12 protein-coding genes are annotated in these 13,199 nt (G+C 53.8%); 7 read left to right on the top strand and 5 right to left on the bottom strand.

The annotated features are described in order from the left end of the window. Window positions 1-59: 59 nt before the first annotated feature. The 3 genes from speFL (at window position 60) to potE (ending at window position 3,928) form a co-directional block, all read left to right on the top strand. Entirely contained in the window at window positions 60-164 is a 105-nt protein-coding gene (gene speFL / locus ACNQ0W_RS06355) for a leader peptide SpeFL (RefSeq protein WP_003858645.1), read from the top strand. Between the two features lie 255 nt (window positions 165-419). Further along, on the top strand, window positions 420-2,618 hold the full coding sequence (gene speF / locus ACNQ0W_RS06350) for an ornithine decarboxylase SpeF (RefSeq protein ID WP_062932192.1): 2,199 nt from the start codon (window positions 420-422) through the stop codon (window positions 2,616-2,618). Beyond that, window positions 2,615-3,928 (top strand): putrescine-ornithine antiporter, encoded by a 1,314-nt coding sequence (gene potE / locus ACNQ0W_RS06345; protein WP_003858648.1) that lies wholly within the window; start codon window positions 2,615-2,617, stop codon window positions 3,926-3,928. Before speF ends, potE begins: the two co-directional genes overlap by 4 nt. Window positions 3,929-4,073: 145 nt before the next feature. On the opposite strand, the gene pgm is transcribed toward potE, so the two are convergent. Together pgm and seqA are read right to left on the bottom strand one after the other, a co-directional pair. After that, on the bottom strand, window positions 4,074-5,714 hold the full coding sequence (pgm, locus tag ACNQ0W_RS06340) for a phosphoglucomutase (alpha-D-glucose-1,6-bisphosphate-dependent) (protein WP_062932193.1): 1,641 nt from the start codon (window positions 5,712-5,714) through the stop codon (window positions 4,074-4,076). A 24-nt stretch (window positions 5,715-5,738) separates the two neighbouring features. Beyond that, on the bottom strand, window positions 5,739-6,284 hold the full coding sequence (seqA, locus tag ACNQ0W_RS06335) for a replication initiation negative regulator SeqA (protein ID WP_003858650.1): 546 nt from the start codon (window positions 6,282-6,284) through the stop codon (window positions 5,739-5,741). 183 nt (window positions 6,285-6,467) lie between these two features. Between seqA and ybfF the strand changes: the two genes are divergently transcribed. The 4 genes from ybfF to fur all read left to right on the top strand — a co-directional run bounded on the left by ybfF (window position 6,468) and on the right by fur (window position 9,081). After that, window positions 6,468-7,241 carry an esterase gene (gene ybfF, locus ACNQ0W_RS06330; protein ID WP_023296122.1) on the top strand — a complete coding sequence of 258 codons (774 nt, stop codon included), beginning with the start codon at window positions 6,468-6,470 and terminating at the stop codon, window positions 7,239-7,241. 128 nt (window positions 7,242-7,369) lie between these two features. Next, window positions 7,370-7,657 carry a LexA regulated protein gene (gene ybfE, locus ACNQ0W_RS06325; RefSeq protein WP_003858652.1) on the top strand — a complete coding sequence of 96 codons (288 nt, stop codon included), beginning with the start codon at window positions 7,370-7,372 and terminating at the stop codon, window positions 7,655-7,657. A gap of 155 nt (window positions 7,658-7,812) precedes the next feature. Next, on the top strand, window positions 7,813-8,343 hold the full coding sequence (gene fldA / locus ACNQ0W_RS06320) for a flavodoxin FldA (RefSeq protein ID WP_003858653.1): 531 nt from the start codon (window positions 7,813-7,815) through the stop codon (window positions 8,341-8,343). A gap of 291 nt (window positions 8,344-8,634) precedes the next feature. Then, the gene (gene fur / locus ACNQ0W_RS06315; RefSeq protein ID WP_003858655.1) at window positions 8,635-9,081 is read left to right on the top strand and encodes a ferric iron uptake transcriptional regulator; all 447 of its coding nucleotides are present in this window, start codon (window positions 8,635-8,637) and stop codon (window positions 9,079-9,081) included. Between the two features lie 91 nt (window positions 9,082-9,172). On the opposite strand, the gene chiQ is transcribed toward fur, so the two are convergent. The 3 genes from chiQ to glnS all read right to left on the bottom strand — a co-directional run bounded on the left by chiQ (window position 9,173) and on the right by glnS (window position 13,058). Continuing rightward, a complete protein-coding gene (gene chiQ / locus ACNQ0W_RS06310) occupies window positions 9,173-9,499 on the bottom strand; it encodes a ChiQ/YbfN family lipoprotein (RefSeq protein WP_062932311.1) in 327 nt (108 codons plus the stop codon). 47 nt (window positions 9,500-9,546) lie between these two features. Continuing rightward, on the bottom strand, window positions 9,547-10,944 hold the full coding sequence (gene chiP / locus ACNQ0W_RS06305; protein ID WP_017694280.1) for a chitoporin ChiP: 1,398 nt from the start codon (window positions 10,942-10,944) through the stop codon (window positions 9,547-9,549). A gap of 446 nt (window positions 10,945-11,390) precedes the next feature. Then, entirely contained in the window at window positions 11,391-13,058 is a 1,668-nt protein-coding gene (glnS, locus tag ACNQ0W_RS06300) for a glutamine--tRNA ligase (protein ID WP_045335806.1), read from the bottom strand. Window positions 13,059-13,199: the final 141 nt, after the last annotated feature.

Here is a 13,199-nt window from a genome sequence, read left to right as displayed (position 1 = left end):
TTAATCCCTTTTTCCTGGATAAAATGACCATGCTTTCAATTACTGAAAGGAAACTGAACATGGAAAACAATAATCGTTTAATGCCCCATATAAGGCGGACAACACATATCATGATGTTTGCCCACCGTAACTGTTTTGACTTTCATCTCTTTAACGCCCGGTAGTCCTTCGACTTCTGGCGCATCTGCTTACAGGTTATTCTGAAAAACGCTATTTTACAGGCTGTTGCCTGTGAACACCTGCGCTCACTCCTTGTGATTCAGATTCTCCGCAACCGGGCGGACTGAATTCTACTCAGCAAAAAAGCAATTAACTGATTTCGTATCAGCGGACACGCTTTGCTTTTTTTTCCGGAAATAATCGATTTCTTTACCGCAAGAAGTCGAGGGCCCCATATTGCCTGAAATAAAGAGATAAAGATGAAAACGTTAAAAATTGCCGTCAGCCGTGCCTGCCCTGAATGCTTTACCACTTTGCGCGACATCGTGGATATCACCGCATCGGATTATATTGATGTGGCAGCCGTGGTTCTGGCCGTCAGCGATATTTTCAATGGCGCCATAGAAGAAATAGAAGCCACGGGATTCGGTATTCCGGTGTTTATTGCCACGCATAAAGAAGAAAGGGTTCCGGCTGAATTTCTGTCGCGTATTCACGGCGTTTTTGAGTACTCCGACACCAGCAATGCGTACTACGGACGCCAGCTTGAAGCGGCTGCGCAGAAGTACGAAACCCAGCTCCGCCCGCCGTTCTTCCGCGCGCTGGTCGATTACGTCCAGCAGGGGAACAGCGCGTTTGACTGCCCCGGACATCAGGGAGGCCAGTTCTTCCGCCGCCATCCGGCCGGAAACCAGTTTGTCGATTTCTTTGGCGAAACGCTTTTCCGCGCCGATCTGTGCAATGCCGACGTGGCAATGGGCGATCTGCTGATCCACGAAGGCGCGCCATGCATCGCCCAACAGCATGCGGCAAAAGTCTTTAATGCGGATAAAACCTACTTCGTGCTGAACGGCACCTCCTCTTCCAATAAGGTGGTGCTCAATGCCCTGCTCACGCCAGGCGATCTGGTGCTGTTCGATCGCAATAACCATAAATCTAATCACCACGGGGCGCTGTTACAGGCGGGCGCGACGCCGGTGTATCTGGAAACGGCGCGCAACCCATACGGGTTTATCGGCGGTATTGATGCACACTGTTTCGACGAGAGCTACCTGCGGGAGCTGGTGTCGGAGGTCGCGCCTGGCCGCGCGCGGGATGAACGTCCGTTCCGTCTGGCGGTGATCCAGCTGGGCACCTACGACGGTACCATTTATAACGCCCGTCAGGTGGTGGATAAGATTGGTCATCTGTGCGATTACATTCTGTTTGACTCCGCCTGGGTGGGTTACGAGCAGTTTATCCCGATGATGGCCGACTGCTCGCCGCTGCTGCTGGAGCTGAACGAAAACGATCCGGGCATTCTGGTTACCCAGTCGGTGCATAAGCAGCAGGCAGGCTTCTCGCAAACCTCGCAAATCCATAAGAAGGACAGCCACATAAAAGGCCAGCCGCGCTATGTCCCGCATAAGCGCCTCAACAACGCCTTTATGATGCACGCCTCCACCAGCCCGTTTTATCCACTGTTTGCCGCCCTGGATATCAACGCTAGCATGCACGAGGGGCAAAGTGGGCGCAACATGTGGATGGACTGCGTGGTGACGGGTATTGAAGCGCGGAAACTGATCCTTCAGAACTGTCAGTTTATTCGTCCGTTCGTGCCGGAGACGGTGGATGGCCGTCCATGGGAAAGCTGGGATACGGCAGAGATTGCTACCGATCTGCGCTTCTTCCATTTCGTTCCGGGCGAACGCTGGCACGCCTTTGAGGGATACGCCGAGCATCAGTATTTTATCGATCCCTGCAAACTGCTGCTGACTACGCCGGGCATCAACGCCCGCACCGGTGAGTACGATGATTTCGGCGTGCCTGCGACCATCCTCGCCAACTTCCTGCGTGAAAACGGCATCGTGCCGGAAAAATGCGATCTGAATTCCATTCTGTTCCTGCTCACCCCGGCGGAGGACATGGGCAAATTGCAGCAGCTCGTCGCCCAGCTGGTGCGCTTCGAAAAACTGCTCCAGAGCGATGTGCCGCTGAAAGAGGTTCTGCCCTCTCTTTATAAGCAACATCCGGAACGTTATGCGGATTATACCCTGCGTCAGATTTGTCAGGAGATGCATGACCTCTACGCCCGCCATAACGTGAAGCAGTTGCAGAAAGAGATGTTCCGCAAGTCTCATTTCCCGCGCGTCATGATGAACCCGCAGGAGGCGAACTATGCCTATCTGCGCGGTGAGGTCGAGCTGGTGTCCCTGCGCGACGCGGAAGGCCGTATCGCCGCGGAAGGCGCGCTGCCTTACCCACCGGGGGTGTTGTGCGTGGTTCCGGGGGAAGTCTGGGGCGGTTCCGTGCTGCGCTATTTCGCCGCGCTGGAAGACGGGATCAATCTGCTGCCGGGCTTTGCGCCGGAGTTACAGGGGGTTTACGTCGAGGAGTGTGACGGTCGCAAACAGGTGCGCTGCTACGTCATCAAACAACCTGCCGCTCAGCCATCGCTGCTGAAAGGAGAAAAATTATGAGTAAGGCCAACAAGATGGGCGTGGTGCAACTCACTATTCTCACCATGGTGAATATGATGGGTTCGGGGATCATCATGCTGCCCACCAAGCTCGCTGAAGTGGGGACGATTTCGATTATCTCCTGGCTTGTTACCGCCGTGGGTTCAATGGCGCTGGCGTGGGCGTTTGCCAAGTGCGGCATGTTCAGCCGCAAGTCCGGCGGGATGGGTGGCTATGCCGAATATGCGTTTGGTAAGTCCGGCAACTTTATGGCCAACTATACCTACGGCGTGTCGCTGCTGATCGCCAACGTGGCGATTGCCATTTCCGCTGTCGGTTACGGCACAGAGCTGTTTGGCGCGACGCTGACCCCGGTGCAAATTGGGCTGGCGACCATCGGCGTGCTGTGGATCTGCACCGTCGCCAACTTTGGCGGCGCGCGCATCACCGGACAGCTCAGCAGCATCACCGTCTGGGGCGTCATCATCCCGGTTGTCGGCCTGTGCATCATCGGCTGGTTCTGGTTCAGTCCGACGCTGTACGCCAACTCCTGGAATCCGCATCATGTGCCGTTCTTCACCGCCGTGGGATCGTCCATCGCCATGACGCTGTGGGCCTTCCTCGGGCTGGAGTCAGCCTGTGCGAATGCGGAAGTGGTGGAAAACCCGGAGAAAAATGTGCCGATCGCGGTACTCGGCGGGACGCTGGGGGCGGCGGTAATCTATATCGTCTCGACCAACGTGATTGCGGGAATTGTGCCCAACATGGATCTGGCTAACTCCACGGCGCCGTTCGGACTGGCGTTTGCGCAGATGTTTACGCCGGAGGTAGGGAAAGTGATCATGGGACTGATGGTGATGTCCTGTTGCGGCTCGCTGCTGGGCTGGCAGTTCACCATCGCCCAGGTATTCAAATCTTCCGCTGACGAAGGTTATTTCCCGAAAATCTTCTCCCGCGTCACCAAAGCGGATGCGCCGGTGCAGGGTATGCTGGCGATTGTGATTTTCCAGAGCGGTTTGTCGCTGATGACCATCAGCCCGTCACTAAACAGCCAGTTTAACGTGCTGGTCAACCTGGCGGTGGTGACGAACATCATTCCGTACATTCTGTCGATGGCGGCGCTGGTGATTATTCAGAAGGTGGCGAAGGTGGATCCGCGCAAAGCCCGGGCGGCCAATATCGTGGCGTTGATTGGGGCGATTTACAGCTTCTACGCGCTCTACTCGTCCGGTCAGGAAGCGATGCTGTATGGGGCGATGGTGACCTTTATGGGCTGGACGCTGTACGGTCTGGTCTCACCACGGTTTGAACTGAAGAATAAGCATAGTTAAAAAAGAAGCCCGGTGGCGCTGGCGCTTACCGGGCCTACGCGGTTAATGCAAAACGGCAACCCTGAGGTTGCCGTTTTTTATGTTTTCTCCCTCTCCCGGTGGGAGAGGGCCGGGGTGAGGGCATCAGCCCGCACCAGATCACGACTTATGCGTTTTTCAGCACTTCGCTGACAATCTCTACCGCTTCTTTCTCAATCTGCTGGCGGTGCTCAGCGCCGAGGAAGCTTTCGCAATAGATTTTGTACGCATCTTCCGTACCGGATGGACGCGCGGCGAACCAGCCGTTTTCGGTCATCACTTTCAGGCCGCCGATCGATGCGCCGTTACCCGGCGCCGCCGTCAGACGCGCGGTGATCGGGTCACCTGCCAGGGTGCTGGCGCTGACCATCTCCGGAGAGAGTTTTGACAGAGCTGCTTTTTGCGCAGACGTGGCGCCAGCCTGGATACGGTTATAGCTTGGCGCGCCAAAACGTTCCGCCAGCTCGCTGTAATGTTCCTGCGGGTTCTTACCGGTGACCGCGGTGATTTCCGCTGCCAGCAGGCACATGATGATGCCGTCTTTATCGGTTGACCATGGGGTGCCGTCGAAGCGCAGGAAGGATGCCCCCGCGCTCTCTTCACCGCCAAAGCCGAAGCTGCCGTCGTGCAGACCATCAACAAACCACTTAAAGCCCACCGGCACTTCCACCAGCTTGCGACCCAGCGCGTCGACCACACGGTCAATCATAGCGGAAGAGACCAGCGTTTTACCCACCGCGACCTCTTTGCCCCACTGCGGACGGTGCTGGAAGAGATAATTGATTGCAACAGCCAGGTAGTGGTTCGGGTTCATCAGCCCGGCAGGGGTGACGATACCGTGACGGTCGTAGTCCGGGTCGTTGGCAAACGCCAGATCGAACTTGTCGCGCAGCGCCAGCAGGCCAGCCATTGCGCATTCGGAGGAGCAGTCCATACGGATCGCGCCGTCTTTGTCCAGGTGCATAAAGCGGAAGGTCTGATCGACGTGATCGTTCACGATGGTCAGATCCAGCTTGTAGTGCTCGGCAATGCGCTTCCAGTATTCAATACCGGAGCCGCCAAGCGGATCCACGCCCAGCTTCAGACCGGCTTTCTGAATAGCGGCCATATCGACAATATCCGCCAGCCCTTCCACGAACGGCTGCACCAGATCCTGCTCTTTCACGTGGCCGGAGGCCATGGCTTCATCCAGCGAGATACGCTTCACGCCGTTCAGACCGTTAGCCAGTAACGCGTTGGCGCGATCTTCCACCACTTTCGTGACGTTGGTATCCGCCGGGCCACCGTTAGGTGGGTTGTACTTGATGCCGCCATCTTCCGGTGGGTTGTGGGACGGGGTGATCACAATGCCGTCAGCCTGCGCGCCACCTTTTTTGTTGTGTACCAGAATAGCGTTAGACACCGCAGGCGTTGGCGTGAAACCGTTGTTCTCCTGAACAATCACGTCTACGCCGTTCGCCGCCAGCACTTCCAGCACGGAGATAAAAGCAGGTTCAGACAGGGCGTGGGTATCTTTCCCTACATAGCACGGACCGGTGACGCCATTTTTGGCGCGCTCTTCCGCGATGGCCTGAGCAATGGCCAGAATGTGCGGTTCGTTAAAGCTGTGGCGCGCCGCGCTGCCGCGGTGGCCAGATGTACCAAACTTCACTGCGTGTTCTGCGTTGCCCACCACCGGTTTCAGCACGTAGTACTGCGCGGTCAGTTGAGCGACGTTAATCAAATCGCGTTGTTGTGCAGGTTGTCCTGCACGGCTGTGATTTGCCATTGCCTGGTCCTTCTGATGCAAGGGTTAAATTGTACCGCAAACCTTTTCGATCAATTCCGCCGGGAACTGCATGGACTGCATGATATGTTCGATCATGCTGCACTTACGGCCCGTATTGGTGTTGGTGATCACCCAGTATGGTGTACCGGGAACGTGTTTGGGCTTGGTTTGGTTGCCATTTTGCAGGAGGGTCTGCTCGTCGCCTGCGAAGTAAACGCGCGTGCGACCGTGCAGCGACTCTGTCGCTTCTGCAAATGCGTTGTTATCCAGTGAGTAAAGTGTAGACAGCACCAGCATAAAGCGGTTAACCGCCTTTTTCTGCTCGGCATATTCATCGGACAGCAGCAGCTCGCGCATCGCGCGCACTTTGTCTTTTGCCGGCATAACGGCAGGTTTTACTTGTGCAACAACGCTCGGCTGAGACACGACATCTTTAGTGACAGGAGTGGGCTGTGAGGCGGCGGAAATTTTAAGCATGCGCCGTAAAATGTCGGACGCGCTCTCCCCAATATGCCGCGTCTGGCTGGCAATATACTGATAGAGTTCGTCATCAACTTCGATTGTTTTCATCTTAATCCAGTGCGATATCTTATCTGAATACAAGTCGTTGAGATTATAAGGTCAAATCCCAACAGCGGATAGCGTCAAACCAGGTTGGCGGCAAAAGTCAGATTAAACTGGATCCTTGCCCCCGGGCGGCAGAATGGTCAACATGATACCCTAACCTGACAAACCTAAAAAAAGAACTTTGCCATGAAATTGAATACCCGAGCGCAAACTGCACAATCGCCGAACAATAATTCTCCCATCGTACTGGTTCACGGCCTGTTTGGTAGCCTGGATAATCTGGGCGTGCTGGCGCGCGATTTAGTGACCGATCACGCGATCCTCCAGGTTGATATGCGCAATCACGGTCTTTCTGGGCGCTCGGAGGAGATGACCTACGCAGCCATGGCGCAGGATCTGCGGGACACCCTCGATGCGAATAATATCCAGAAAGCGACGCTTATCGGGCATTCAATGGGCGGCAAAGCGGTGATGGCGCTCACTGCGCTGGCCCCTGAGCGAATTTCCGGGCTGGTGGTCATCGACGTTGCGCCCGTCAATTACGACGTTCGCCGTCACGATGAGATTTTTGCCGCCATCAATGCGGTCACCGAAGCGGGTGTCGCAACCCGCCAACAGGCGGCTGCCGTTATGCGTGAGCATCTTGATGAAGAAGGCGTGGTCCAGTTCCTGCTGAAATCGTTTGTTGACGGACAATGGCGCTTTAACGTCCCGGTACTGTGGGATCAGTATTCGCATATTGTGGGCTGGGAAACCGTCCCCGCCTGGCCGCACCCTACCCTTTTTATTCGCGGCGGCAACTCCCCTTACGTCACTGACGCGTACCGTGACACGCTGCTGGCGCAATTCCCGCAGGCTCGCGCTCACGTCATTGCCGGTGCCGGGCACTGGGTACACGCGGAAAAACCGGATGCCGTCCTGCGCGCCATTCGCCGCTATCTTACTGATACAGCGAATTGATTAAAAAGCCAGCGACCGGAAGACGACGGGCTTCCAGTCGTTGGCGTGTGGATTTGGGTGATGTATGATGGCGCGCTTATCGCCCGGGCATTAGCAGGGCGGCGTGTTTCCCCCGAAGTCTCAGAATCATGGCCAAAGAACAAACGGACCGTACGACACTAGATCTGTTCGCGAATGAGCGTCGACCGGGACGACCGAAAACGAATCCGCTTTCGCGCGATGAACAGCTGCGTATCAACAAACGCAACCAGCTTAAACGCGATAAAAATCGTGGGCTTAAGCGTGTCGAACTGAAGCTGAATGCCGATGCCGTCGATGCGCTTAACGAATTGGCTGACGCGCGCAACATCAGCCGCAGCGAACTGATCGAAGAGATGCTGATCGCCCAGCTTGAGACGTTACGCGGCAAGGCGTAAGTCAGAAAATCCCCAATATTACCTTTTTCATGTAGCACAGAGTGCAGTCCTGCGTGATAGCTGTTTCCGCAGGGTTGCCTGTTCTGCTATTATTGCCCTTATCCGTGGACAATTTGCGCCACCATACCATTAAGTTTCAAGAGGTTATTTTACTCATGGCAATCATCGGCATTTTCTTTGGCAGTGATACCGGCAATACTGAAAATATCGCAAAAAACATTCAAAAACAGCTCGGTAAAGACGTTGCTGATGTGCATGACATCGCCAAGAGCAGCAAAGAAGATCTCGAGGGCTATGACATCCTGCTGCTGGGCATCCCGACCTGGTACTACGGTGAAGCACAGTGTGACTGGGACGATTTCTTCCCGACGCTGGAAGAAGTAGACTTCAACGGCAAGCTGGTTGCCCTGTTTGGCTGTGGCGATCAGGAAGACTATGCTGAGTATTTCTGTGATGCGCTGGGCACTATTCGCGACATCATTGAGCCACGCGGTGCGGCGATCGTCGGTCACTGGCCAACGGCGGGTTACCATTTCGAAGCGTCCAAAGGTCTGGCAGATGACGATCACTTCGTTGGCCTGGCCATTGATGAAGACCGTCAGCCAGAGCTGACCGCTGAGCGTGTAGAAAAATGGGTTAAGCAGGTTCGTGAAGAGCTGAACCTGGACGATATCCTTAACGCCTGATATCCCTGCGGCGCAACTCCGGTTGCGCCCGTTTTCCAGGTAAAACCGATTAAATTAATTGCTACAAACTTTTAACTTTTTCGCCCAGACCTGTACAATATCCCCCTGGTAAAAAGTGGGTGCCATCGAACAAGTTTGTTGGTGATACCACGTTTTTATAAGCATACTTTGCTTGAGACTTGCAGTTTTCATTTAGCCATGGCAGTTCTATAATGAGACGCATTATCCCAAGTGCATTTTCTGTCACTTCTTCTTTTGAAGTGAATCGTTTAGCAACAGGACAGATTCCGCATGACTGACAACAATACCGCATTAAAGAAAGCTGGCCTGAAAGTAACGCTTCCTCGGTTAAAAATCCTTGAAGTGCTTCAGGGGCCAGACAATCACCATGTCAGTGCGGAAGACCTTTATAAGCGTCTTATCGATATGGGTGAAGAGATTGGGCTGGCAACCGTCTATCGTGTGCTGAACCAGTTTGATGACGCGGGCATTGTTACTCGTCATAATTTCGAAGGCGGTAAATCCGTGTTCGAGCTGACTCAGCAGCACCACCACGATCACCTGATCTGCCTCGACTGTGGCAAGGTCATTGAATTTAGCGATGATTCCATTGAATCACGCCAGCGTGAAATCGCCGCCCGTCATGGCATCCGCCTGACCAACCACAGCCTGTACCTGTACGGTCACTGCGCTGAAGGGGATTGCCGCGAAAATGAACATGCGCACGACGCAAAATAAGTGAGTGTTCATACTCTGAGCCAGCCGTAAGGTTGGCTTTTTTTTGCATGAAAAAAGCCCGGTGGCGCTGCGCCACCGGGCGTAAAGCAACTTATTTATTGTTATTGCGAATCTCGTCCCAGATCTTATCGCAACGCTTCGCCACTTCCTGATCGTTACCGGTTTTCCGCGCCTGGATACAGGCCTGGTAATCCATCACGCGAACATTTTCCTGCGTCGCAAACTGCTCGTGCGCTTTCTCTTTTTTCAGCACATTCAGCACGCTTTGACAGGCTTCAATTTTCTCCGGCGATCCTTCGGCAGTATTAATACAGGCGCTATACGCCTCCTTCAGACGCGTGTCTTCTTTCTGCGCCTGATCCTGCGCACACGCCACCAGCCCCGATGCCAGCAGCGCAACGATTACCATTTTTTTCATCATGTGCAGTCTCCATGCTGGCGGGATCTCCCCCGCCAGCGTGTTCATCAGAAGATTGTGAATGGCGCAATGACCATGAATTTCACGTCACGTTCATCCTGGAAGATGTTGCCGTAACCGCCCGCGTAGCTCGGGATATCGGAGTGGTTGTCATACTGGGTGAAGTGCAGTTTGAACATCGTGCCTTTCGCACGGCCCTCCTGAAGGGTGTAAATCGCATCCAGGCTGTATGAAGATTCTTTCAGACGGTAGTTCGGATCGTAGTAGGCGTCTGGCGTAGCCATATCCGCTGGCTTCGCATCCCAGGCGTACGCGTAAGACGCCCCCACTGCCCAGCCAGGCAGGTTCCAGTTCTTCAGGTCATACATTGCGCCGAAGAAGACTGCCTTTTCGCCGTCGGCGTTGAAGTCAGAGCGGTTATCCCACCAGATATCCAGACGACCATTGGAAGAGGCGTAGGTTGGCGTCATACGTTGCAGGAAGTAGCCCTGCTGCCCTTCTGCCTTGACCCATGTTCCCTCCAGACGTAAATCAACCTGACCTACCTTGTAGCCGAAGGTCAGCGCCTGTAACCACGCGGTGCCGTCATAGATATCATTTACGCTGCCATCACTGACCTTGTCGCGCGTACCGTAGAACTGATAGCTGGTGCTCAGCGGGCTACCCGCGATATCAAATTTGTAGCTGGCTTTAGCAAAGTACTGATCGATATAGCCTTCAGCCTGACCAAAAGCAGCTTCCAGCACCAGATCGTTTTTGAAGTCGTACTTCGCCCCCAGCGAGTGGAGATAATCAACTTTGGTTTTTTTATCGTTCTGATAGAACTTGTCCATCTCAATGTGCCACGGCGCTTTGTACTCGTTGGTCCACATATAGGAGAAACTCAACGCCCCCGCATCGCCGTAGTCAAAATTAGCACCGGCTTCCGCCCCCTGATAGGTGCCTGGCATAAAGCTCCAGTGCGGCGCTAACAGCGTCTGGCCGGTTGGCTGGATATAACCCCCACGCGCCCAGACCGGGCCATATTTGAATTTTGCAGCCGCTTTATACAGGCTGATACCGCTTTTATCGCCGGACCAGTCTTCATCGTAGGCTTTATTGCTGGAGGAGAACGCAATTTCGTTCGGATGGCCGCTGTCGCCATTTTCGGCCATTTCAATTGCGGTGAACGCTGCAATATCGATCCCGAACATATCGGCAGCATATCCCGACTGGAAATCCAGGTTGGCGTTCCAGGTCGAGTGAGAAAGGTTGGTTTTGTATTTATCTTCAGTGACGTCTTTACGGTCACGCTCACGCTGCCAGTAATAAATACCGCCCGTAAGGGTAGAATCTTCAATGAAACCTGCTGCTTTTGCCTCTGGCGCAACCACCAGGCCCGACATTGCTGTTACACCGGCGATAGCCAGCGCCAGCGCACTACGTTTGCCACTGAACGTACGCATAGATTATTCCTCTTTGACGAATTAAAACGCCTTAAACGGCGAAAAACAGAAAAGACCAAGTGGTCAGGGGTAGTCAGAAATACCCTCGAATTAACTACCGTCTTTAGGTTATTTTTCGCGACGCGAATTATCAATGCTTTTAATCAGGCAAAAGTCAGGATTATGACGAAGAGCACATATTTCGTAGTGCTTTGTAACATTTACCGGGAAGCGAGTACTGGCGGGGGAATGCGCTAATTTTCAGTAAGTAACATTGATATTGTGAATATATTTTTCAGCGTTTCTCTTTTTGGAAAACAACAAACTTTTTTAAATAAAATAAGTAGCACCACATTGACCTGGAATGTTGGCTTTAAATGATTATCCCGATGCCTAACGACATGATCGTTAAATAAAAAAACGCCGCATTACGCGGCGTTTGTTTCTCATTGACCAGGGCAGCGTTATTATTCGCCGATCTTAGTCCAGGTATCACGCAGACCGACGGTACGGTTAAATACCGGTTTTTCTGCCGTGCTGTAACGGCTGTCCAGGCAGAAGTAACCCTCACGTTCGAACTGGAACGCTTTACCGGCTTCAGCGGCTTTCAGAGACGGCTCGGCATAACCCTGCTTGATAATTAGTGACTCAGGGTTGATAACCGCCAGGAAGTCCTCCGCAGCGCCTGGGTTAGGTACGCTGAACAGACGATCGTAGAGACGGATCTCAACCGGCAGCGCATGCTGCGCGCTCACCCAGTGGATTACACCTTTCACTTTACGGCCATCCGCCGGATCTTTACTCAGCGTCTCTGCGTCGTACGTACAGAAGATTGTCGTGATGTTACCTTCCGCATCTTTCTCTACGCGCTCGGCTTTGATCACATAGGCGTTACGCAGACGCACTTCTTTGCCCAGCACCAGACGCTTGTACTGCTTGTTCGCTTCTTCGCGGAAGTCGGCACGATCGATCCAGATTTCACCGCTGAACGGCACGTCGCGGGTGCCCATTTCCGGTTTGTTAGGATGGTTAGGCATCGAGACCCGTTCGCTTCCGCCCTGCGGATAGTTTTCGATAACCAGTTTCACGGGATCGATCACTGCCATCGCGCGCGGCGCGTTTTCGTTCAGGTCTTCGCGAATGCAGGATTCCAGAGACGCCATTTCGATGGTGTTGTCCTGCTTGGTAACGCCGATGCGTTTGCAGAACTCACGAATGGACGCCGAGGTGTAGCCACGACGACGCAGGCCAGAGATGGTCGGCATACGCGGGTCGTCCCAGCCTTCAACGTGCTTGTCGGTGACCAGCAGGTTCAGCTTACGCTTGGACATCACGGTGTATTCCAGGTTCAGACGAGAGAATTCGTACTGACGCGGATGCACAGGAATGGTGATGTTATCCAGCACCCAGTCGTACAGGCGACGGTTGTCCTGGAATTCCAGCGTGCACAGAGAGTGCGTAATGCCTTCCAGCGCATCGCTGATGCAGTGGGTGAAGTCGTACATCGGGTAGATGCACCACTTGTTACCGGTCTGGTGGTGTTCAGCGAACTTAATGCGGTACAGCACCGGATCGCGCATCACGATGAACGGAGACGCCATATCGATTTTGGCACGCAGACACGCTTTACCTTCTTCGAAGCCCCCGGCACGCATTTTTTCAAACAGCGCCAGGTTCTCTTCCACGCTACGATCGCGGAACGGGCTGTTTTTGCCAGGCTGAGTCAGCGTACCGCGGTATTCACGGATTTCGTCAGCAGACAGCTCGTCGACGTATGCCAGGCCTTTGTTGATCAGTTCAACCGCATAGGCATACAGCTGATCGAAATAGTCTGAGGAGTAGCAGATATCGCCAGACCAGTTGAAGCCCAGCCATTGCACGTCGTTTTTAATCGACTCAACGTATTCGATGTCTTCTTTTACTGGGTTGGTGTCATCGAAACGCAGGTTGCACTGCCCCTGGTAATCTTGCGCAATACCAAAGTTCAGGCAGATCGATTTGGCGTGACCAATGTGCAGGTAGCCATTTGGCTCCGGCGGGAAACGCGTGTGGACTGTGGTGTGCTTACCACTGGCCAGATCTTCATCGATGATCTGACGAATAAAGTTACTCGGGCGGGCTTCTGCCTCACTCATCGTGGATTCCTCAAAGCGTAAACAACGTATAACGGCATATGATCTTATAAGCCGGACGTAGTGACAACCCTTAAAACGTCCCGGAAGAAAATAATGGGGGCAATTGCTGCAAAAAAAAGCGGCGGAGGATATCCCCCGCCG

It is taken from the genome of Enterobacter cloacae complex sp. 6730903, from assembly GCF_048283985.1.
Lineage (GTDB): Bacteria > Pseudomonadota > Gammaproteobacteria > Enterobacterales > Enterobacteriaceae > Enterobacter > Enterobacter hormaechei_C.
Note: the sequence above shows the minus strand (reverse complement) of the source record. Positions and strands in the feature narration are given on the sequence as shown.

Coding starts and splice junctions, on each gene's coding strand:
- potE (WP_003858648.1), top strand. CDS start 2,615: ATGAGTAAGGCCAACAAGATGGGCGTGGTGCAACTCACTATTCTCACC.
- ybfE (WP_003858652.1), top strand. CDS start 7,370: ATGGCCAAAGAACAAACGGACCGTACGACACTAGATCTGTTCGCGAAT.
- pgm (WP_062932193.1), bottom strand. CDS start 5,714: ATGGCAAATCACAGCCGTGCAGGACAACCTGCACAACAACGCGATTTG.
- speFL (WP_003858645.1), top strand. CDS start 60: ATGGAAAACAATAATCGTTTAATGCCCCATATAAGGCGGACAACACAT.
- fldA (WP_003858653.1), top strand. CDS start 7,813: ATGGCAATCATCGGCATTTTCTTTGGCAGTGATACCGGCAATACTGAA.
- chiQ (WP_062932311.1), bottom strand. CDS start 9,499: ATGAAAAAAATGGTAATCGTTGCGCTGCTGGCATCGGGGCTGGTGGCG.
- seqA (WP_003858650.1), bottom strand. CDS start 6,284: ATGAAAACAATCGAAGTTGATGACGAACTCTATCAGTATATTGCCAGC.
- chiP (WP_017694280.1), bottom strand. CDS start 10,944: ATGCGTACGTTCAGTGGCAAACGTAGTGCGCTGGCGCTGGCTATCGCC.
- ybfF (WP_023296122.1), top strand. CDS start 6,468: ATGAAATTGAATACCCGAGCGCAAACTGCACAATCGCCGAACAATAAT.
- fur (WP_003858655.1), top strand. CDS start 8,635: ATGACTGACAACAATACCGCATTAAAGAAAGCTGGCCTGAAAGTAACG.
- speF (WP_062932192.1), top strand. CDS start 420: ATGAAAACGTTAAAAATTGCCGTCAGCCGTGCCTGCCCTGAATGCTTT.
- glnS (WP_045335806.1), bottom strand. CDS start 13,058: ATGAGTGAGGCAGAAGCCCGCCCGAGTAACTTTATTCGTCAGATCATC.